At 59.6% G+C, this 20,894-nt stretch carries 16 protein-coding genes; 6 read left to right on the forward strand and 10 right to left on the reverse strand.

What is annotated here, in order from left to right; genetic code table 11:
- Positions 1-2 precede the first annotated feature (2 nt).
- The 7 genes from mexE to AC07S6_RS08535 form a co-directional block, all read right to left on the reverse strand.
- Positions 3-1,244 carry a multidrug efflux RND transporter periplasmic adaptor subunit MexE gene (mexE, locus tag AC07S6_RS08505; protein ID WP_495112086.1) on the reverse strand — a complete coding sequence of 414 codons (1,242 nt, stop codon included), beginning with the start codon at positions 1,242-1,244 and terminating at the stop codon, positions 3-5.
- 217 nt (positions 1,245-1,461) lie between these two features.
- Positions 1,462-2,358: a LysR substrate-binding domain-containing protein gene (locus tag AC07S6_RS08510; protein WP_495112087.1), complete on the reverse strand. Its 897-nt coding sequence runs from the start codon at positions 2,356-2,358 to the stop codon at positions 1,462-1,464.
- Positions 2,359-2,445: 87 nt separating this feature from the next.
- On the reverse strand, positions 2,446-3,789 hold the full coding sequence (locus AC07S6_RS08515; protein WP_495112088.1) for a TolC family outer membrane protein: 1,344 nt from the start codon (positions 3,787-3,789) through the stop codon (positions 2,446-2,448).
- A 22-nt stretch (positions 3,790-3,811) separates the two neighbouring features.
- Entirely contained in the window at positions 3,812-5,329 is a 1,518-nt protein-coding gene (locus AC07S6_RS08520) for a DHA2 family efflux MFS transporter permease subunit (RefSeq protein ID WP_495112089.1), read from the reverse strand.
- Positions 5,326-6,393: an HlyD family secretion protein gene (locus AC07S6_RS08525; RefSeq protein ID WP_495112090.1), complete on the reverse strand. Its 1,068-nt coding sequence runs from the start codon at positions 6,391-6,393 to the stop codon at positions 5,326-5,328. Before AC07S6_RS08525 ends, AC07S6_RS08520 begins: the two co-directional genes overlap by 4 nt.
- 231 nt (positions 6,394-6,624) lie before the next feature.
- Positions 6,625-7,353 (reverse strand): AraC family transcriptional regulator, encoded by a 729-nt coding sequence (locus AC07S6_RS08530; protein ID WP_495112091.1) that lies wholly within the window; start codon positions 7,351-7,353, stop codon positions 6,625-6,627.
- Positions 7,354-7,609: 256 nt separating this feature from the next.
- A complete protein-coding gene (locus AC07S6_RS08535; RefSeq protein ID WP_495112092.1) occupies positions 7,610-7,966 on the reverse strand; it encodes a hypothetical protein in 357 nt (118 codons plus the stop codon).
- A 130-nt stretch (positions 7,967-8,096) separates the two neighbouring features.
- Here AC07S6_RS08535 and AC07S6_RS08540 point away from each other — a divergent pair, with 130 nt between their 5' ends.
- Positions 8,097-9,002 (forward strand): LysR family transcriptional regulator, encoded by a 906-nt coding sequence (locus AC07S6_RS08540; protein WP_495112093.1) that lies wholly within the window; start codon positions 8,097-8,099, stop codon positions 9,000-9,002.
- Between the two features lie 146 nt (positions 9,003-9,148).
- Here the strand turns inward: AC07S6_RS08540 and AC07S6_RS08545 are convergent, their stop codons facing one another.
- Entirely contained in the window at positions 9,149-10,063 is a 915-nt protein-coding gene (locus AC07S6_RS08545; RefSeq protein ID WP_014718389.1) for a LysR family transcriptional regulator, read from the reverse strand.
- A gap of 268 nt (positions 10,064-10,331) precedes the next feature.
- On the opposite strand from AC07S6_RS08545, the gene AC07S6_RS08550 reads away from it, so the two are divergent.
- The 4 genes from AC07S6_RS08550 to pgm all read left to right on the forward strand — a co-directional run bounded on the left by AC07S6_RS08550 (position 10,332) and on the right by pgm (position 16,672).
- Positions 10,332-11,354 carry a zinc-dependent alcohol dehydrogenase family protein gene (locus tag AC07S6_RS08550; RefSeq protein WP_014718390.1) on the forward strand — a complete coding sequence of 341 codons (1,023 nt, stop codon included), beginning with the start codon at positions 10,332-10,334 and terminating at the stop codon, positions 11,352-11,354.
- Positions 11,355-12,059: 705 nt separating this feature from the next.
- Entirely contained in the window at positions 12,060-13,484 is a 1,425-nt protein-coding gene (locus AC07S6_RS08555; protein ID WP_495112094.1) for a hypothetical protein, read from the forward strand.
- A gap of 36 nt (positions 13,485-13,520) precedes the next feature.
- Positions 13,521-14,924 (forward strand): aminotransferase-like domain-containing protein, encoded by a 1,404-nt coding sequence (locus AC07S6_RS08560; RefSeq protein WP_495112095.1) that lies wholly within the window; start codon positions 13,521-13,523, stop codon positions 14,922-14,924.
- A 104-nt stretch (positions 14,925-15,028) separates the two neighbouring features.
- Positions 15,029-16,672 carry a phosphoglucomutase (alpha-D-glucose-1,6-bisphosphate-dependent) gene (pgm, locus tag AC07S6_RS08565; protein ID WP_495112096.1) on the forward strand — a complete coding sequence of 548 codons (1,644 nt, stop codon included), beginning with the start codon at positions 15,029-15,031 and terminating at the stop codon, positions 16,670-16,672.
- Between the two features lie 72 nt (positions 16,673-16,744).
- Here the strand turns inward: pgm and AC07S6_RS08570 are convergent, their stop codons facing one another.
- Positions 16,745-17,440 carry a pirin family protein gene (locus tag AC07S6_RS08570; protein ID WP_014718393.1) on the reverse strand — a complete coding sequence of 232 codons (696 nt, stop codon included), beginning with the start codon at positions 17,438-17,440 and terminating at the stop codon, positions 16,745-16,747.
- A 217-nt stretch (positions 17,441-17,657) separates the two neighbouring features.
- On the opposite strand from AC07S6_RS08570, the gene AC07S6_RS08575 reads away from it, so the two are divergent.
- Positions 17,658-20,120, forward strand: a complete 2,463-nt coding sequence (locus AC07S6_RS08575; protein WP_495112097.1) for a UvrD-helicase domain-containing protein — start codon at positions 17,658-17,660, stop codon at positions 20,118-20,120.
- Positions 20,121-20,343: 223 nt separating this feature from the next.
- Here AC07S6_RS08575 and AC07S6_RS08580 read toward each other — a convergent pair.
- The coding region (locus AC07S6_RS08580; protein WP_323571515.1) for a transposase at positions 20,344-20,894 on the reverse strand (551 nt) is incomplete at its 5' end.

A 20,894-nucleotide genomic window follows, 5' to 3' on the forward strand; every position in this document is an offset into this window, starting at 1 on the left:
CCTTAACCGCGTGGAGTCGCGACGCTTGCGAGCTTGGGCGCGGGTTTTTCCGGCGCCACTTGCTCCAGGTTGCTGGCTTCAAGCGCTTGTCGTTGTTGGGCCAAGGCGGCGAGGGTTTCCTTGCTGGCCATCGGAATGGTTTCCGGTGCGACCGGCGAGCCAGGGCGCACGCGTTGCAGGCCCTTGACGATCACGGTGTCATCCTTGGTCAGGCCGCTGCGCACGATGCGCAAGCCTTCGATTTTCGGCCCCAGTTCCACCGCGCGATAAGCCGGCTTGTCGCCGTCCATCACCAGCACGAATTTCTTGCCCAGGTCAGTGCCGACGGCTTCGTCGTTGATCAACACCGCCGAATAGGTGCCGCTGCCGACCAGCTTCAAGCGCGCATACAGGCCGGGGGTGTATTCGCCCTTGCTGTTGTCGAACACCGCACGGCCACGGATGGTGCCGGTGGCCGGGTTGACCTGGTTGTCGACGAAGTTCATCTGGCCCAGGTGTGGGTTGCCGGTTTCGTTGGACAGGCCCAGGTACACAGGGGTGGTTGCACCACGCCGGCCTTCGCGGGCCAGTCCGGTGTACTTGAGGAACACGCGCTCATCGGCATCGAAGTAGGCGTAGACCTTGTCGGTGGAGACCACACTGGTGAGCGCAGTGGTATCGGCGGTTACCAGGTTGCCGGCGGTGATTTCGGCACGGCTCACGCGGCCACTGATGGGCGAGGTCACGCGGGTGAAGCTCAGGTTCAGCTTGGCCAGGTCCAACTGCGCCTGGATCCCGGCCATGGCGGCGCGGGCTTCCTGGGCGGCGGTGGTGCGCGAGTCGGCCAGTTCGGCGGAGATCGCATTGCTCTGGCGCAGGCGTTCGCCGCGTTGCGCTTCGTTTTCGCTGCGGGTGGCGGCGGCTTTGGTCTGAGCCAGTTGGGCCTCCAGGCGGCGCACTTCGGCCTGGAACGGGCGCGGGTCGATCTGGAACAGCAGGTCGCCTTTCTTGACCAAAGCGCCTTCAGTAAAAGCGACTTGGTCAATCTGGCCGGAAACCCGCGGACGAATCTGTACGGTTTCCGGCGCTTCAAGGCGCCCGGTGAACTCGTCCCACTCGTTGACCGGTTGTTCCAGCACCTTGGCCACGCTGACCTTGGCAGGTGGCATGGCGGCCGCTTGTTCCGGGGTCTTGCCGCACGCGCTCATCACCAGCACGGCCAAGATCGCCAAGGGGAAGCGCAAATGTTTGAGTGACTGTTCCATGAGGTGCATCCGCCAATGTATTTGAGATGGGCGGATCATGCGCGGGGAGGTGCTAGGTCACGAATCGAATGAAGCGAAGGTAACTATCATTCGGAATGATATAAGCGCGGAGTCAGCCCTCTAGCATGGGGGTTTTGTTAGGGAGCTATCAATGTGATTGATGACAAAAGACTGTTGCTGAAGGTGCAAGGAACTTTCCCAGCAATCCGTGGGAGCATCACGGCGCCTCAAACGCGTCGCCCAGAAAGTCGATCAAGGACCGCACCGACGGCATCAGCCCACGCCTGGAGGGGAACACGGCGGTGATCACGCCTTCAGCGGGTTGCCATTCAGGCAATACGGCAATCAGGCGTCCGTCGGCCAGTTCGTCTTTCACGACAACCTGCGGCAGGTTGGCGATGCCCACGCCCGCCAATGCTGCGTTCTTCAGGGTCGACATATCATCACTGACCAGGCGTGGCGTGTGTGCGACCTGGGCCGTCGCGCCGTCCGGCCCGGTCAGGTCCCACAGGTATTGAAGCAACGGGTTGCCCCAATGGATAGTCGCCAGCCCGGCAAGGTCAGCCGGTAGCGAGGGCAGGGGAGCGTCCTGCAGAAAAGTCGTGCTCGCCACCAGTACCTGAGGACTTTTAGCCAGGACCTTCATGACCAGCTCACTGCTTTCCAGCGGTGGGAAACACAGGTTCAAGGCCATGTCATAGCCTTCGCTGATGATGTCGACCTTGCGGTTGAAGCTCTTCACGTTCAGTTCGACGCTGGCGCATTGCGCCATGAATTGGGCGAGCATCGGCGCCACCCAGTAGTTGAGCAATGCGGTGGTGCAGCTCAGGCGGATCACGCCCCGCGGCTCTGATTTGTTGAAGGCAATCACATCTTCCGCTGACTCGGCTTCGGCAATCATCGCCACGCAATGGCGGTAATAGGCATGGCCGATATCGGTCACCTGGAATTGGCGCGTCGAACGCTGTATCAGCCGTGCCCCCAGCCTCGCTTCAAGCTGGCTGACTCTGCGGCTCAAGGTCGATTTGGGCAGGTTCAGCGCACGGCCCGCCGCCGCAAAGCCGCCGTGCTCGACCACCTTGGCGTAGAGGAAGAGTTCGTTGAGGTCGAACATGGGCAGTGTTCCATTTTTGAGATGCCCAAGCTTAATCCAAATCAGCCCTCACGTTGAGCGAATGTCAGCGCACTACTGATCAGTGCGTCAGTTCAGCGTATGACTGATATCCCGCAGGCGCGCGTCGCTCAGGTTGCCGGTGGATGCCAACAGGTGCAACTGGGCCATCAGGATCGCATAACGTTGTTGGGCCAGGCGTTGCTGGGTATCGGTGACTTTTTGTTGGGCATCCAGCACGTCGGTGTTGATGCGGGAACCGGCTTCGAAGCCGTGGGTCACGGCGGCAAGGTTGATCTGGCTGGAGTTCAAGGCCTGCTTGAGTGCCTGGTATTGGCTCATGCCGTTGGTGACTTGCAGGTAAGCCTGGCGCGCCTTCAGCCCGGCGTTGCGACGTGCATCTTCGACTTCGTCCGCCGCCTTGCTTTGCAGTGCATGGGCTTCGCGCACGCGACTGCTGGTGCGGCCACCGCTGTAGAGGGGAACGCTCAGTTTGACCCCGACCACGGTCTGGTTATAGCGGTTTTCCGGCAACGTCACATCGTAGACATCACCGCCGACAGAGGCGAAGCGGCCATGGGCGGCGATCAGATCCAGGGTCGGCAAATGGCCGGCCCGTTCTTTATCGATGTCCATTTCGGCCAGGCGCTGGGCAATCTGCGCCGCCTGTACGGCAAGGTTGCCTTGTTGCGCGGTCGTGGCCCAATCATCGATGGCAGCGGGCACCGGGGCACTGAACTGCGGCTCTTTGCCTGACCACGGGCCTGCCTGTGCGGCAGTTAATTGGGTGAGCGTTTCGTTGGCAATGTCCAGTGCGCCACGGGCGGCCACCTGTTCGGCGAATGCCTGGTCGTACTTGGCCTGCACCTGGGCGAGCGCATTAGCAGTGGTAGCGCCGTCGGCCAGCAGTCGCTGGCTGCGCGTCTGGCTCTCGCGCAAGGTTTGTAGCTGTTGCGTGCGGGTTTTCAACAGTTCCTGATTGAGCAGTACGTCGAAATAAGCGCGGGCGACGCGCAGCATCAGCGCTTGGCGCGCCTGTTCGGTGTGCAGTTCACTGGCGCTGATCAACAGTTTGCTTTGGTCGTGGGCGATCACATTCTGCCAACGCAGCAGCGGCTGTGTGAGGACCACGGCGTAGGCGTTGGTGTTATTGCGATTGCGATGATAGTCGGACGAATCCTCGGCATCGACCCAGGCCGCGCCGCCGGTGACAGACAGGTCCGGTAGCAGGTTGGCACGGCTTTGCGGTTCCTTTTCTGCCGTGGACAATTGCTGGGCCTGGGCGGCGGCGATCTGCATGTCGTGGGTCAACGCCTTCTGGTACAGGTGGTACAAGTCATCTGCCAATACCTGAGTGGGCGCGCAGGCGAGTGCCAGCCAATACAGCGGCATGAGCAGCGGGGTGGTGTTCAGATGCAGGCCTGGAATACGCAAGGGGTGTGCTCCACTGAAAGATTTATCGACTGATGTGGCTTCTGCGCATCATCAGCACCATGGGAATCCCGATGGCCATCACCGCTCCCAAGGTGCCGAACAGCATGCTGAACGCCAGCATTTGCCCTTGTTCGCGCGCTTGCAGGTAAGGCATCAGGGCCAGGGCTTGTTGATGGCTCGCCAAGCCCAGGGAAAGAAACAACGGGTCGGTTTCCACACCTCCCCAACCACTGGCCACCAGGCTCGATTCGGTGACATGCTCGGAGAGCAGGCGGTAGCGTTCCCACGAGAACCGTGTGAGCAAGGTGGCTGCGATGGCGATGCCCACGCTGCCCCCCAGCTGGCGCATCAGGTTGAGTACGCCTGAGGCGCCGGAGATCAATGTCAGCGGCAGGCGACGCATCGCCAGGTTGGTCAGCGGCACGAAGATCATGCCCAGCCCCAGGCCGCGGATCACCAAGGGCCAGTACAGCGAGTCGGGGTTACTGTCGAGGGTGAACTGGGTGTGCAGGAACATCGCATAGCAGTACATGACAATGCCCAGGGTGACGAACACGCGCTCGTCGATCTTGTTTTCCTGGGACAGCTTGCCGATCACCAAGGTGCTGATGGCGCTGGCCACCGCCCCGGGGAAAATCACCAACCCGCTCTGGTAAGCGCTCTGCGCCAGCAGGGTCTGCAAGAACAGCGGCACCATGAACAACGTGCTGTACAGCCCGAAGCCCACGCAGAAGGCGCAGATGCACCCCATCAGGAACTCGCGGTTCTGGAACAGCGCGACGTTGACGATCGGGTTGGCCACACGCCGCTCCCACCAGAAGAAACCCACCAGGCTGAAGCTGCTGAGCAACAGGCAGGCCACGGTCCAGTTGGACGCCATCCAGTCCCAGTGCTCGCCGCGCTCCAGCAGGATCTGCAGGCTGCCCACGCCCAGGGCCAGCAAACAAAAGCCGCTGTAGTCGACACTGGAAGGTTTTTGTTCGTTGGGCGAGTCGTTGATGTACAGCCAGCACAACAACAAGGCCACGGCACCGATCGGCAAGTTGATCAAGAAGATCCAATGCCATGACAACGTGTCGATCAGGTAGCCGCCGACGGTCGGACCCAAGGTGGGCCCCATCATCACGCCCACGCCGTAAAGCGCCATGCCGCTGCTGACCTTTTCCTTGGGGAACACGTCGTAGATGATTGCCTGGGAAATCCCCAGCAACCCGCCGCCCGCCAGGCCTTGCAGCACCCGGAACGCGACCAGTTGCCAAAGTTCGGCAGACATCGCGCAGCCCAACGATGCCAGCACGAACAGCGCGGTAGAGACCAGGTAATAAGTCCGCCGGCCGAACCACGCCGACAGCCAGCCACTGACCGGCAGAATCACCACGTTGGCCACCACATAACCGGTGGAGACCCAGGAGATTTCATCCACCGACGCCCCGTAGGTGCCCATCAGGCTGGGAATCGCTACGTTGACGATGGTGACATCGAGCAGCTCCATCATCGACACCAGCGTGACGGTCAGCGCAATCAGATAGGGCGACTTCATAGCGTGTGGCCGGCGTCGTCAGGTGCGGCCACTTCGACAAACGCGCTCATGCCCGGGCTCAACAGCGGCTTGTAGTCATCCGGCACATCGTGGAGCGTGATGTGCACCTGCACGCGCTGCACCACCTTGGTGAAGTTGCCCGTGGCATTCTCCTGGGGCAGCAATGAGAACTTGGCTCCGGTGGCCGGTGCCAGGCTTTCGACGACGCCGTCGAAGGCGTGCCCGGGGAAGGCGTCCACGATGACGCGGGCAGTCTGGCCCACGCGCACGCGGCCCACCTGGGTCTCCTTGAAGTTAGCGGTAATCCACAGTGCGTCGGTGGCGATCAGGCTCATGAGCTTTTGGCCAGCGACCACAAACTGGCCGGGTTCCACCTCTTTTTTCGAGACAATGCTGCGCATCGGCGCGGTCTGGCGGGTGTCGTTGAGCTGGATCCTGGATTGTTCCAGCTCCGCTTGCGCGGCCGCGATCCGATAGTCCTGCACCTTGAGTTCGGCTTTGTTGGCCAAGGTACTTTGAGCGGCGGCCTGGGCGTTGCTGCGCGCCACTCCCTGGGCGTGGCTGAGGGCGTCGAAACGCGCCTTGGCTACTTCCAGGTCCTGGGTGCTCAGCACGCCTTGGGCGCCGAGGCGACGGGCGCGCTGGTAGTCGTTGCGTGCTTGCTCGAGGTTGGCGCTCGCTTGAGCCAGGGCCGCCTGCGCAGCCTCGCGCATGGCCACCGCACCGAGCACCTGACTGTCCAGCGCGCCCGGCACGCCCGCGCGCCCGGCGGCGGCGAGCAATGCTTGCCACTGTGCTTCGCGCTGCTGCAACTGATAGCGGTACTCGCTGTCGCGGATCTGAAACAGCAGGTCGCCGCTTTGTACCCTGACGTTGTCCACCACCGGCACACTGATCACCACGCCCGAAAGCTTGGCCCGTACCGGGATGATCACCCCGTCGAGCTCGGCGTTGTCGGTACTCACGTAGGTGCTGGAATACTGCCAGCGCTGCCAGCCCAGTATCAGCAACCCGCCGACCACGACGCCGCACAGCGTCAGTTTTATCAACTTGCCTTTGGTCATGTGGTACTCCCTGTCGATGCGCGTTGAGGTCAAGCAGGCTCAGAAACGGTGTGGGCCTCCCGCACAAGGCGGCCCCACCGTGGGCTGAGCACTTGCGACCAAGTAGCCGATTCGCAGACACGGGCGTCCGGGCGAACACTCTTTTATTCACTTTCGGTGGGGCTGAAGTGTTCTGCTGGAGAGGCTTGACGTTGTCGCAAATCAGCTGCGATCGATATTGGTGTTTCGATATCAGCGCGTCTTGAACGAAACGCTTGCCTTGCGCAAAACCTCGGCGGCGGTGCGCGGCGTCATGCCAATCATGCGGCGCATCATGCGGGCCAGGTGCGCCTGGTCGGAGAAGCCGCCGTCGGCAGCGGCGTCCGACAACGTCGACCCACCGGCGAGGGATTTGGAGGCGCGCTCCAATTTGTTCCAGATGATCCATTGGGAGAGGGAAACACCCATCTGGTGGGTGGCGACGCAGCGCAAGCGCGGGCTGGACAACCCCACCGCCTGGGCCGCGCGACTGACGCAACCTGGCCCGGCGCGGTCCAGGCGCAAAATGTTCAAGGCTTTGTGAAGCCGATGGTCGATCGGCGGGGTAATTGCCAGCAGCCGCGAGAGGGCGTCGACAAAGTGCGACAGGGACGTGCTACGGCGAAAACACTCCAGCAGTCCGTCACTGGCCAGGGCGATGCCATCGTCTTGCAGCAACGCATTGAGCGCACGGCCCAACGCCGTGTCCGGGCTGACATACAAAAATGCCACCGGATGACTTTCGGCCACGGCACGGTGTTCGACGTTGGGACCGATGATCACGCCTGCCGCACGGATCACCTTTCCCGGCAGCTCCAGGGTGGCGGGTTGGCCTACGCCGATGCACAGTTGGATGGCGACATGGGAGTGAGCAGTGTTTTGATCCGCACGGCCCATGTAACCGGCCCATGAGTCGCCAAAGGTAACGCTGCCATCCCACATTTGAAGTCTTCCTTGACGTGTTGGGTGATTGTTCGACGCGTGCAGGGTAGGCCTGTGCAGGTCTGGATTCAAGCGTGGGTCACCGGCACAACGCCGTACGCATGCCTGACTGTCGACGCTTAGAGGCTATCCGGATCGCCAAAGAAGACCGCATTGTTCTGCAAAAACGCTTTGACCCTGGTGAGCGGTGAATTGGGCATCTGCTCAATGGCTGGCATAATGCCTGCTTTTACCGCAAGGACGCACGGACGCCATGTTAAAACCAGCCTACCTTCTTTTGTTTTTCTTCACCCTCGCGGGCTGTCAAAGCCTGCTTCGACCTGCTGATTACGATTCCCTCCACGTTGGCTTTCGCTGCATGGGCCTTGCCGGTATAGAGCCCTTCAACCGAGACAACTTGCGTTATATCGAACGCTTCGCCGGTTACGGCAACGCCACCTGCATGGCCATGCTGGGCAAGCTGTATCAGGAAGGCGGGCACGGCGTCGATCAGGATTTTCGCAAGGCCCGTGCCTTGTTCGTAGAGTCCGCCAAGATTAAACCGGCCACCAAGGTGTTCAGCGATGAGTGTGCCAAAACCTCGGGAGGCTCCTGTGATGAACCAAGTACGCATATCAGCTCCTCGTGCCAGCGACCCCTGCGGCATTGCCGGGTCCCACTGATAAGTTGACGCAACTGTAAATGTGCATTACTGATGTGTTAATACCAATAATCTTGCATTGCTTTGTGAAAATGGCTCATATATGAAATCCCCTTCGCCGGCTGATTTGTCGGTCTTTTTGAGCATCGCTCAGCATCTGAACTTGAGTAGAGCAGCCGTAGACCTTGGCCTCACACCTTCAGCGTTGAGTCATTCCTTGCGCGTATTAGAGAGCCGCCTCAGCGTGCGCCTGTTCAATCGAACAACTCGTAGTGTGGCCTTGACTGAGGCGGGGGAGAGGCTGTACCACCGTTTGCGACCCGCATTCCGAGACATCGAAGACGCCCTTGAAGATCTCAATAGCTTTCGCGATAAACCCTCCGGCAATTTGCGTATCACCGCAGGCCGCCAGGCTTGTGAATTGGTGCTGTTGCCAATCATCAGCCGGTTTCTTCAACTGTATCCAGATATCAAAGTAGAGCTCGTGGAAAGCGATGCATTTGTAGACGTAGTAGCGGGAGGGTTTGACGCCGGGGTGCGCTTCGGTAATCGCCTGGAAGCAGACATGATATCTCTGGCAATTGGGTCGAACATGCGCTCTGTCGTCGTAGGAGCACCTTCGTTTTTCGAGCGCCACGCGGTGCCTCAAAAACCCGAGGATTTGCATAGTATCCCCTGCATTCGCCATCGATTTCCCAGCGGCTCGATATATCACTGGGAATTCGAGCGTGGGGGAATCGCCCAAGAAATTGAAGTGAGTGGTCCACTGACTCTGGGCGACGTCAGCCTTATGCTAGGACCAGCCATAGATGGGCTGGGGTTGGCTTATGTCTTCGAAGACATGGTGACTGAATATTTAACAGATGGGAGACTGAAACAGGTCTTAGCCGATTGGTGTCCGTACTATCCAGGGTTGCACTTGTACTATCCTGGGCGGCGACATACTCCTGCTCCGTTAAAGGCATTTATTGAGTTCGCTCGTTCTACTCGCCAGATCAAAAATTTGTAGCGCTGGTTTTTTCAAACGAGCTCTGTGAATGGCGGTTTTTGAGTGGCAGCCCAAAGCACCCCCTCAGGTGTGCCCCAATGTAGCAAGCCACTGGAAGTGAATGGAAAAGCCAGAAATGATCAGCTAAACAGCCTGCCCAGCAATGCTTAGAGGCTATCCGGATCCCCAAAAAACATCTGAATCCGCGACCTCAACCACCGCTCTCCAGGATCATTATCCTGCGACCCCCGCCACGCCATGTGCAGCTCAAACGAGCGCACCGGCAACGGCGGGTCTTCGGCACGCAACCCACCCGCCGAGGTCAGCGCTTCCGCCGCATAATCCGGCACGGTGGCCAGAATGTCCGTACCCGCCAGCAACGTACCCAGGCCGTTGAACTGCGGCACCGCGAGCACAACGTGGCGCTTGCGGCCGAGTTTTTCCAGCTCTTCATCGATAAACCCGCTCAAGTCGCCGGCAAAGGACACCAGCGCGTGGGGCCGTGAGCAGAAGTCATCCAGGCTCAGCGAACCCGGTACGCTGTCGGCGCGCAGCAGTTTGGGCAGGCTGCGGCGCAGCACCTTGCGCTTGGCGTTGGCGGGCAGGTCGGCGGTGTAGCTGACGCCAATGGAGATTTCACCGGAGGCCAGCAGGCCGGGCATCAGGATGTAGTTGACGCGGCGTACCACCAGCACGATGCCGGGGGCTTCGGAGCGCAGGCGTTTGAGCAGCTGCGGGAGCAGGGCGAATTCCACGTCGTCGGACAGGCCAATGCGAAACACGGCGGTGCTGGTGGCCGGATCGAATTCGGCGGCACGGCTGACGGCGGTGGAGATCGAGTCGAGGGCCGGGGAGAGCAGGGCGAAGATTTCCACGGCGCGGGCCGAGGGTTCCATGCTGCGCCCGGTGCGCACGAACAGGGGGTCATCGAACAACCCGCGCAGGCGTGACAACGCTGCGCTGATGGCCGGCTGGCCGAGGAACAATTTCTCGGCGGCGCGGGTCACACTGCGCTCATGCATCAAGGTTTCGAATACGATCAAGAGGTTAAGGTCGACACGACGCAGGTCGTTACGGTTCATCTTGTGTCCTGGAAGAGTCAGCAAACTTGATGTGAGCGGTCATGTAGCAACCCCTGAGGTTCGATTCAGAGGGATGACCGGCATGAATCTTACGGGGAAAGGCTGGTACTCTGCACCGGCTAATTGATTTTTCCTACGATAGTTGAGGGGTGTTCCTCCTTCGCGGAATCAATGACAGGCATGTCGACTATTAATGGTGACCGGTGGTCTTACCCCCAAAGCCCAGATAAAGTTCATGGCATTAGAGGTTACTTTGACGAGGTTTGCGATGTCCCGCACGATCCGTTTTCACAAGTTTGGTCCGGCCGAGGTGCTCAAATGCGAAGAGCATGCGGCCGCGCAGCCCGCACCGGGCGAAGTGCAGGTGCGTGTCGACGCGATCGGCATCAGTTGGTACGACATTCTGTGGCGCCAGAACCTGGCGTCTTCCCATGCACGCCTGCCTTCTGGCCTGGGCCATGAGATGGCCGGGGTTGTGGTTGCCCTCGGCGACGGCGTGGATGACTTGGCGGTGGGCGATAAAGTGGCCAGTTTTCCGGCCGAGAGCCCCAATGATTACCCGGTGTATGGCGAGCAGATCGTCTTGCCCCGTTCGGCCCTGACCCGTTATCCGGATGTCTTGAGTCCGATTGAAGCGAGCGTGCACTACACGCCACTGCTGATTGCGTACTTTGCCTACATGGACCTGGCGCGGGTCAAACCCGGCCAGTTCGCTTTGGTGACCGATGCCAGCCACTGCGCCGGCCCTTCGTTTGTGCAGTTGGGCAAGGCCCTGGGTGTGCGGGTGATTGCGGCCACCAAAGACAGTGCTGAACGTGAATACCTGCTGTCCCTCGGGGCAGAAAAAGTCATCGTGACCGAAGAACAAGACCTGCTGATGCAGATCAACAAGTTCACCGACAACCGGGGCGTCGACGTAGTGTTCGATGGCCTGGGTGGCCCGCAGATGTCGCTGCTCGGGGACGTCCTGGCGCCGCGCGGCAGCCTGGTGCTGTATGGCCTGCAAGGTGGCAACCAGACGCCATTCCCGGCCTGTGCGGCGTTCCAGAAGAACATTCAGTTCTTTGTGCACTGTATCGGCAACTTCACCGGCAAGCCGGAGTTGGGCATTATCCAGGATCACGTGGCGTTGCAGCGCGCGTTGCGCGATATCAACCAGCTGACAGCCGACCGGGTGCTTGTCCCACTGAAGACAACGGTATTTCCGTTCAGTCAGTTCGTCGAAGCGCACCGATACATGGATGAATGCCCTTGCCGCGAACGGGTGGCGTTGCAGGTTGAAGCTGTTTGAGCTGTAGGAGTATTCGCAAATGAATACTCCGGCGCCTGAGCTGATGAGGCAAATGCGCCATTTGACAGGGCTTAACCCGCACCGGGGTTGAGCCGCCGCAGGGGCGTTCTGCCCCGTAAACAATACTGTTATTGCCTTGCGCCGCCCTGAAATCCAGTGCGGCGCTTGTGTGTGGGCGTCATTTAAGTTGGGCAGGCAGCTCATCTGAGCTGCTTTTTGACGCTGTTCTGTATCTGTTAATCATTATTTGAGTGCCGATAATTGAGTCTTCATTGTCATCTCAAGGATTGAGCCATGATTGATTGCACGGCAGTTGCGTCACGCACCTTCACAACTAACGAGGCTCGGATTGTTTTTTTCGGCAAGTGCAAAACGAATACCCTTTTGCTTTACGCGCACCCAAGGTGCGCAGGTGATTAATAATTGTCGGACAATTCTCTAATTGCTTAGTTAAAACAGTGTAGGACGTTGTCGGAACATTCCTAAGGCTAACAGCTATTTCGCTAGAGCCCGCGCAGGCGCTGGATTCTCCGGCGGGGCGGCCACAGGCCCCCTCAATGCTCTCACCTGCGCTTTTGTTGCAAGGTGCTAATGTTGACTCAAACTTGTGCTGCGCACTGGGTGACAAGCCTACAGATGTAATAAGTCGAGCAACGCTGTTTGGTAGTTGCTTGAAACTGATATTTCAACTCGGGTAGTAGAACGATGAGCACTATTCATGAACAAGCCATGAGCTATGTTTACCAGCAAGTTCTGCAACGTTTAATTGGGCACTTTACGCGTGCCGAACGAACGTCACTTCAATTGCTCGTTCAGCGCATCGTGGTGGCCGCAGGCGGCATGGAGCAAGTGGGCAATTACAAAGTACTGATCGCCCACGGTGGCGGCGAAGTGAGCAGCTACACCCTCGCGTTACTGCGTGCGGCGCAACTGACCATTGCCGGCCGCTCGCCCAAGACTTTTCAGATACGGGTGGCAACATTGCGGCATGCGGGTATGACTCAAGCAACGCTCGACTGCCTGAATCAAGGCTACGCAGCGCTGTTCTTCCATGACGACCCACGGGTAGAGCTGTTGATGGTGGAAAACCATGAGGTGCTCCCGTTCAACCATCAGCGCCCGGCGTCCAGGGCCGCTCGGGAAATCAGCCAGCGTAACAAACTGATGATCGGGCACCTGACGTCCGGCGATATCCGCGCCGCCCTGTGCGATGACACGCTCCTGGCCCTGGGCGATTTCTATCAGCGGGTCGCTACCTGGAATGGCGGCGTGCACGCCCTGGTCAGCGGTGATTCAGTGCGCAAGCAAAGCCAATACATCGCGTGGCTGAAAAAAAATGCGCTGGCGACCGGCCTTGCATTTGCGCCCGGCAAGCCATCGTCGCTCAATGGGTGGTTTGCACGCATGGAGGAGTGGAGCGTGGGGTGCTACCGCGACCTCTATGGCGAGCACTATGCCGGCAACGAAAGTCCGGGCCGGGGCGGGCATCGTCATTTGGCCTATATCGGCATCGCTGATCTGCTCAAGGACGCCGATGTCGCCCATGCGCCACTGCTCACCGGGTTCCTCGCCTACAAACGGGACCCGTTCGAGTTCCATTTCAGCCATCCCGCCTATCCCAACCCGTTGCTCATGGCGCATTTGCACGGCGTGCAGGCCCAGTGTCTGCGTGAGCTTTCCTACGAACATGGCATCGCGGGGTTTGTTCGGTGTGCGGCAGACTTCCTGCACCGCAGGCAAGTACCGGTCGCGCTGATCAAAGAAGCGTCAGGGCCAGAGGGGCAGTTGCTGTCCACCGCCTACATTCAGGAGTTCTCCGGCCTGGACGACAGCCAGTTGACGTGCCTGTTGTTTGCGCCCTTCGTTCAACATGGCGAACGATTGGAGAGCTTCTTGCGTCAATGCCATCCCGGCATGCTGGTGGCACTCCCTGAACTGCACAAGGCACTACAGGGCAAACCCGCTGCGGACATCCTGCACCAGTGGCTAGTGGATACCAGTGGGCTGCCGCTGCCGCTGTTGCAGCACCTGTATCGTAAGCGCCCGCTGCTGGGAGGGCGCGGCATGCGGGTACGCAAACAAACGCTGGCGCGGCCCAAGGTGCGCATCGCCCAAGCGTCGGGGCGTTAGCAGCGTGTATTCGCCAATCAAAGCCGGTGATCAACAATGAACCTTCGGGGGGAGCGGCAAGTAGACTTTGCCTATCAGGCGGTGTACCGCTACATGATCAACCTGATCAACGAAGTCAGCCGGGAAACGCCAGTGAAACTGCCTTCCCTGCGGCAGTTATCGACGCGCATGAATGTGTCGATCTCGACGATTCAGTACGCCTATTCGTTGCTGGAAAAGGAAGGACGAGTGTACTCGGTGGCCAAGTCCGGCTACTTCGCCTGGCCCGTGGCTGCAAACGCGCCCCTTATGGCGGGTACAGACTTGCTCGAGCGCTTGTACACGGCCGCCCGGCGCCCGGCGATGGTGGTGCTCAGTGGCGATGAACCGGCGCTGTTGGGGTCGCTGGATGGCGCGTTGCTGGCGCTGGAACGTCAACTGGTACGCCGGTATCCCCATCACCTGCAACCTTCTCAACCCTGTGGTGTGTGGGAGTTGCGCGCAGCCTTGGCCGCACGCTATACCTCGTCGCCCACCCGTTGTTGGCAAGCGGATGAGGTGTATGTGGGGGCCGACCTTCAAGGCGTACTGGACATCCTGATTGATGCCCTGGGCCTTAAAGGCACCGTGGTGGTGGTTGAATCTCCCTGCGATTACCTGGTGTTGCGCCTGCTACAAGCCGCTGGTGTGCGGGTCATTGAATGGCCCTGGCGCGCCGACGGCCGCCCCGATTTGGCCACTTTTGAGCACCTGCTGCGCCATGAGCCGGTGCACCTGGTGCTGCTCTCATCCGTGGTCAGCATGCCCTCGGGTAACGCCATGACCGAGCCCGAGCGGCTGCACGTAGCGCGTCTGCTCGACCAGCACGGCTGCTGGTTGCTGGAGAACGATACCTTTGGTGACCTGAGCTTTGCGCCGCCCGGATCGGCCTTGCGCGGCCTGGTCAACCCAGAGCGGCTGATCGTATTTTCTTCGTTCGAAAAGGTGTTGGGCCCGGAGGCGCCCTTTGGTTACCTGCTGACACGGCAGATGAGCAGTGAATTGCAGCGCCAATTCTTACTGCGTTCGTTTCGACTGTCCGCCATCCGTCAACGCGCCATTGCCCGGTTGTACGAAAGCGGTCGGTTCGACCAGCACCTGCAGACGTTGCGCCAGCGCCTCCATGAACAGGCGCGCGCCATGAGTCATCGCTTGGATGCGCGTATGCAAGGTGGTGTGCACTACCGCATGCCCGTGGCCGGGGCGAGTTTCTGGTTGCAGTCCACGGCGCCGGTGGACATGCGCCTGGTGTTCCAGCGCATGCTAGCCCAGCAGGTGGTGATTGCCCCCGGCGAGCTGTTCAGCCTCAGTGGTTTACATCACCAGCATATGCGCTTGAGCCATACCTTCAGCGGCCATCCCAACCTGGACATCGCCCTGGATACGCTGGCGCAGTCACTACGGCAGGCGCAGACTGAGTAGTGTGTGAAATTTCTCTTTAGATCGTCGGATCGATACCGTCGCGCAGTAGTCCAAGTCCCAGTAAACTGTCATTTTTTCCGAATCCTTCTTTGCGAGGTTTATGCATGACTATCAGTCCTTTTGCGGGCAAGCCGGCACCAGCCCAGTTGCTGGTGGATATCCCGCGACTGGTCACGGCCTATTACACCGGCCAGCCTGATGCAGCGATCTCCACTCAGCGCGTGGCTTTTGGTACTTCCGGGCACCGCGGCAGCTCGTTTGAACTGAGTTTCAACGAGTGGCATGTGCTGGCTATCAGCCAGGCCATTTGCCTGTACCGCGAAGCGCAGGGCATCACTGGCCCTTTGTTTGTCGGCCTGGATACCCATGCATTGTCGACGCCAGCCGGTGCCAGCGCCTTGGAAGTACTGGCGGCCAACGGCGTGCACGTGATGCTGGCCGAGGGCGACGAGTACACGCCGACGCCGGCGATTTCCCACGCCATCATCTGCTATAACCGTGGCCGTACCAGCGGCCTGGCGGACGGTATTGTGATTACACCGTCCCACAACCCGCCGCAAAGTGGCGGCTACAAGTACAACCCGCCTAACGGTGGCCCAGCCGATACTCACGTCACCAAGTGGATCGAAGCCAAGGCCAACGAACTGCTTGCCAACAAGCTGGCCGGAGTCAAGCGCATCACTCACGCCCAGGCGCTCCTGGCCGACACCACCCATCGCCATGACTACCTCAACAGCTATGTGGCCGACCTGATCAATGTGATCGACATGGAGGCGATCCACAGCGCCGACCTGCGCTTGGGCGTGGACCCACTGGGCGGAGCAGGGGTGCGCTACTGGTCGGCGATTGCCGAGCACTACCGTTTGAACCTGGAGGTGGTGAATACCGAGGTCGACGCCACCTTTCGCTTCATGAGTGTCGACTGGGACGGCCAGATTCGCATGGACCCGTCCTCCAGCTATGCCATGCAAGGCCTGATCGGTCTCAAGGAGCGTTTCGACGTTGCCTTCGCCTGCGACCCGGACCACGACCGCCACGGCATCGTCACGCCTTCCGGTGGTTTGCTGGCGCCCAACAACTACCTGGCGGTGTCCATCGACTACCTGTTCCAGAACCGCCCGGACTGGCGTGTCGATGCGGCCGTGGGCAAGACCGTGGTCAGCAGCGGCCTGATCGACCGCGTCGCGGCGCGCATCGGCCGTCGCCTGTACGAAGTGCCGGTAGGCTTCAAATGGTTTGCCGATGGCTTGTTTGAAGGTTCGTTGGGGTTTGGCGGCGAAGAAAGCGCCGGTGCCTCGTTCCTGCGCAAGGACGGCAGCGTGTGGAGTACCGACAAGGACGGCCTGATTCCGGCCTTGCTGGCCGCGGAAATGACCTCGCGCAAAGGCCAGGACCCAAGCCAGATCTACCGTGGCTTGACCGATGCCCTCGGTGAGCCGTTCGCCATTCGCGTCGATGCCAAGGCCACTCCCGCGCAAAAAGCCCTGTTGGGCAAACTGTCACCGGAGCAGGTGACGTCCACGCAATTGGCCGGGGAGAGCATTCAACAGATCCTCAGCCATGCGCCGGGCAACAACCAGGCAATTGGCGGTTTGAAAGTCATGACCGAAAACGGCTGGTTTGCCGCACGGCCCTCGGGCACGGAGGACATCTACAAGATCTACGCCGAGAGCTTCATTGGCGAAGAACACCTCAAGCAACTGGTGGAAGAGGCTCAGGTGTTGGTTGATGGTGCAATCAGCCAATAACTGACACTCATGCGGTAGAAGTGTGGGAGGGAGCAGGCCCCCTCCCACATTAGATAGCAACAAGAGTGGTGATCAGGCCAGGTCCACCAGCACGATTTCGCTGTCCTCAATCGCCGTTACCCGCAATACCTGTTCATCCTCAACCGCCACACCATCTCGCGCCTTTGCCTGCACGCCATTGACGTCAATCACGCCCGTGGCGGGCACCAGGTACGCCCGGCGGCCACTGTCCAGCCGGTACTCCGCGCTTTCTCCAGCTTTCAGGTTAGCTGCCACCAAGCGTGCATCCGCACGAATTCGCAAGCTTTCACTGTCGCCAGCCTTGCCGCTGGCCAGGGTTACAAAGCCCTCGCGGTTGCCCTGTGGAAACGGTTTGGCGCCCCAGGACGGCGGCAAGCCAGCCTCATTGGGAATGATCCAGATCTGAAAGATCTTGGTTGGCGTAGCCTCCAGGTTGTACTCGCTGTGGGCAATGCCGGTGCCCGCGCTCATTACTTGCACGTCGCCGGCTTCGGTGCGGCCTTTGTTACCCAGGTTGTCGGCATGGCTGATGGCCCCTTCGCGCACATAGGTGATGATTTCCATGTCGCGGTGCGGGTGCTGGGGAAAGCCGCTGCCGGGGGCGATGATGTCGTCGTTCCACACCCGCAAGTTGCCCCAGTGCATGCGCTGGGGGTCGTGGTATTCGGCAAAGGAAAAGTGGTGATGAGCGTCAAGCCAGCCATGGTGGGCGCCGCCCAGTGTGTTGAAAGGTCGAAGTTCAAGCATGATCGTCTCCTGTTGATGAACCTATCATCCAGCAGCGCATGATCGAGAAAAAGCGTAAAAAATGCCTGTTTATGATTCATTTATTCGATGTTTAACCCCGGTGTTCACTTTCACTTCATCGCCTAACTGCATGACGACAAAGCAATTGGCTGGAACTGAGCGGCGTTTCCGGCGACCATGGCGCCTTGGTCAAAACAAGCTCACCGCAGGAGTCCGCGTGTCGCAACAACAGCCTGATCTGCCCCCCGAACTGCGCCCCTTGGCTGAAATGCCGCTGCTGAAACGGCTGGCCGCGCGCCTGTTCGGCCATGGCCTCACCCGTTTGCGCGCGCAGCACAGGTTTTCCTGGTTACATGGCCAGGCCGACGGTTTTCGCAGTGGGCATGAGGCGGGGGTTGAATACGGCTACCGCGAGGGCAAGGCTGATGGCATCGAGGAAGGCCGGCAAGTCCTGCTGATTCGTGACTTTCGCCCTGATGAGCACCGCGCACCAGGCATAGATGACAGCCTGTTCGACGACTGGCGATTGCCACTCACCGCGGAGGTGAAGAAGCGCATGAAGGCCGATGTCGCGCGCCTGCTGCCAGCCCATGCGCAGCCAAGCGCGGCGCAATGGAAGATGATTTTCAGCGACACCCCCTCGACCTCAGTGATTGCGGGTGCCGGCGCCGGCAAGTCGACGTCCCTGGTGCTGCGCATCCTGCTGCTCAGCCATTACCTGGGCTTTGAACTGAGTTCGATGACGGTGGTGACGTTCACCCGCGAGTCGCGCAAGGACTTCATCAACAAACTCATGGAAATTCTCAGCCTGTGGGGCCAACCCCTTGGCAGCAAGGAAGCCCAGGCGGTGGTGCGCACCTTTCACTCGCGCATCCTGCCCATGGTGCGCAGCCTGCCGGGCTTTGAACGGCTGCAGGCTTTTGAGAACCTCAGCGATGGTTTTGAAGACGCCGACAGCAACGCCTTCGACCTGCGTATCAGTGACGCCCAGCGGCAGCAGATGAACGCTTGTTATCACCGCTTGTATGGTCGCCATCAGCGTTTTCGCGAGTTGATTGCACCCTTGGCCCGGCATGGTCTCCAGCTCAAAGAGCTAGAACGCGATCATCCGGACGTGCAAAAGCGCATGGCCGTGACTGAATTGGCGGCCAAGCGCGATGAAGAACTCTGTGATGTGATCGAGGATTTATGGTTTCGCGCCGGTGCCTGGCCGATCAAGGGCATCGAACCCAGCCGTCAGACCTTTGAAATCAACGGCGCGCAATTTCATTGCCACGGCTACATCCGGGAGCTGGATGCCTGGGTGGTGCTCGGGTTCGATGGGCGCGAAAATTCTCAAATCAGTCGGCCGAACTCGAAACTCTCGGTGCGCGCTGAATGGGCAGTGAAACGCACCCTGTTTCAAGCTTTCTGTAATAAGCCGCTGATATGGCTGGATAATTACGAATCTTCAAAGCGCCTTTTGAGCAGCCTGGGCGGCGATGCCACGGCCGGGCCAGGCTTTGATTACAAGGTCAAAGGTGAACTCGCTTCAGCCCCTCTGTTGGACAGTTTTGTCATGGCGGCCGGGTTTATCGAGAACCTCGGCCTGGATGTGCCTACGGCGGTTGGCCAGATGAGCTTCGCCAAGGACGACCCGGACCGGCTGTTCTTCGAGGCCCTGAGCATTTTCTGGAAGGCTCTGGAAGATCACCTGTTGGAGCAGTCGCCGCCGATCATGACCTACAACCGGATGTTTTCCCTGTTTGGTGAAAACACCCCTGAGAACCTCAAGCTGCTGAGTGATCCGTTGCTGCGGCCGATGTCGCACCTGATGATCGATGAATTCCAGGACGTATCGCCGCAGATCGTGTCCTGGATCCGCGCCAGCCTGCGGGAAATCCGCAGCCGTGGGCCGGCCATGCACGTCGGGCGTGGTGCGCAACGCTCATCGTTGCTGTGCGTGGGGGATGACTGGCAATCCATCTACGGCTGGCGTGGCAGTTCGCCCAAGTACTTCATGGAGTTCAATAAGGAGTTCGTTTCGCCCAGCACCACCCGCGTGATGTTGGGGGAGAACTACCGTAGCCACCAGCACATCATCGACGCTGCCGAACATATCGTCCGTAGCGCGCCGGCCATCCCCGGCAAAAAGGCCAGAGCCAGTGGCGAGCCCAAGGCATTGGTGCCCGTCACGGTGTTGGAGCGTGACGACGCGGCACTGGGGCAGCGGTTGCTCGAGCACTATCAGCGGGGCGATTCGATCCTGATGCTTTATCGAAAAAGTAGCGATAAGTTATTGATTCAAGAGCATATTCAGTCTGTAGTTAATGTGGATTCTAGCTTGGCGCCTCAGGCGCGCAGGCTTAAACAGCTGACTTATCACAGTGCCAAGGGCTTGCAGGCGGACGCGGTGTTTTTGCTGGGCGACTGTCAGCATGTCACCAGCTCGCCGTACAAGAACCAGGTGTATCGCATGGCGGGCTTGGGTAAGGATGGCGACAGCGAGCCTTATGACAATGCGCAGAGAGACGAAGTGTTGCGACTGGCCTATGTGGGGATTACCCGGGCGGTCAGCCATTGCTATTGGTATGTGGAGAAGCCGGAAGGCCAAGGCGTGAATGTGCCCAGGGCGTCTGAGCGGGTGGATGGCAGAAAAGCGTTTTTTGATGATCAGCGTGCAGTGAAGGGGGCTGGCTGACCTGCGATGAAGCCCGACAGCCGACGCCTATCTACCTGACAACACGGGATCGAACATGTGGGAGCTGGCTTGCCTGCGATGGCCATAGGTATCTACACAACTTTGGGGCGACGCTGGACCTGTGGCGAGGGAGCTTGCTCCCGTGACGGCCTGGCAGCCGACGCATCTCTACCTGACACCCCAGGATCTAAATGTGGGAGATTCTATGGTTGAGGGGCAACCCTCAACCAACTTTTGGCTGATATTCGCTTTGCCCTTTCAGCAGAGCGAACACCACCCGAGCAAGCTTGCGGGCCAGTATTACCAACGCCTGTGTGGTGCTATAGCCTCGCGCCCTCTGTGCTTGATAAAACGCTTTCCATGTCTCTGTTCGGCTAGCCGCCATCGCTGCGTTATGCAGCAGGCGCCGAGCTTCTGAGTCGCCGCGCTTACTTAAACTACGACGACCATCCTTCTGTCCTGACTTGTTGACGCGCAAATCCATACCAAGAAAGGCGATAAACGCGTCCGAATTCCTGAACTCTCCCCGTTGGAAGGTGGCAATCAAACGCGCGCCAGTCAAAAAACCGATGCCTTCGACTTTCAAGCAACGCTTCAACTGACCCAGTAAACCTGCTTCTTTCAGGCAGTCACTGATCATTTTTTCGATTAACCCTTCCAGTCTCTGCATCGACTTCACCTGTTCGGCAAACGAGGCCTTAAGAAGCGGCTCGTTCGCCCAGCTTTGCGTCAGGCTGACGCGCGCCTGAACCAAGGCTGCGCGCCGACGAAACA

This window comes from Pseudomonas sp. GW821-FHT07B01 (genome assembly GCF_059419065.1).

Excerpts from the sequence above, each read along its gene's own strand:
- mexE (WP_495112086.1), bottom strand. The coding sequence starts at position 1,244 with ATGGAACAGTCACTCAAACATTTGCGCTTCCCCTTGGCGATCTTGGCC.
- AC07S6_RS08510 (WP_495112087.1), bottom strand. The coding sequence starts at position 2,358 with ATGTTCGACCTCAACGAACTCTTCCTCTACGCCAAGGTGGTCGAGCAC.
- AC07S6_RS08520 (WP_495112089.1), bottom strand. The coding sequence starts at position 5,329 with ATGAAGTCGCCCTATCTGATTGCGCTGACCGTCACGCTGGTGTCGATG.
- AC07S6_RS08525 (WP_495112090.1), bottom strand. The coding sequence starts at position 6,393 with ATGACCAAAGGCAAGTTGATAAAACTGACGCTGTGCGGCGTCGTGGTC.
- AC07S6_RS08530 (WP_495112091.1), bottom strand. The coding sequence starts at position 7,353 with ATGTGGGATGGCAGCGTTACCTTTGGCGACTCATGGGCCGGTTACATG.
- AC07S6_RS08535 (WP_495112092.1), bottom strand. The coding sequence starts at position 7,966 with ATGCGTACTTGGTTCATCACAGGAGCCTCCCGAGGTTTTGGCACACTC.
- AC07S6_RS08540 (WP_495112093.1), top strand. The coding sequence starts at position 8,097 with ATGAAATCCCCTTCGCCGGCTGATTTGTCGGTCTTTTTGAGCATCGCT.
- AC07S6_RS08545 (WP_014718389.1), bottom strand. The coding sequence starts at position 10,063 with ATGAACCGTAACGACCTGCGTCGTGTCGACCTTAACCTCTTGATCGTA.
- AC07S6_RS08550 (WP_014718390.1), top strand. The coding sequence starts at position 10,332 with ATGTCCCGCACGATCCGTTTTCACAAGTTTGGTCCGGCCGAGGTGCTC.
- AC07S6_RS08555 (WP_495112094.1), top strand. The coding sequence starts at position 12,060 with ATGAGCACTATTCATGAACAAGCCATGAGCTATGTTTACCAGCAAGTT.
- AC07S6_RS08560 (WP_495112095.1), top strand. The coding sequence starts at position 13,521 with ATGAACCTTCGGGGGGAGCGGCAAGTAGACTTTGCCTATCAGGCGGTG.
- pgm (WP_495112096.1), top strand. The coding sequence starts at position 15,029 with ATGACTATCAGTCCTTTTGCGGGCAAGCCGGCACCAGCCCAGTTGCTG.
- AC07S6_RS08570 (WP_014718393.1), bottom strand. The coding sequence starts at position 17,440 with ATGCTTGAACTTCGACCTTTCAACACACTGGGCGGCGCCCACCATGGC.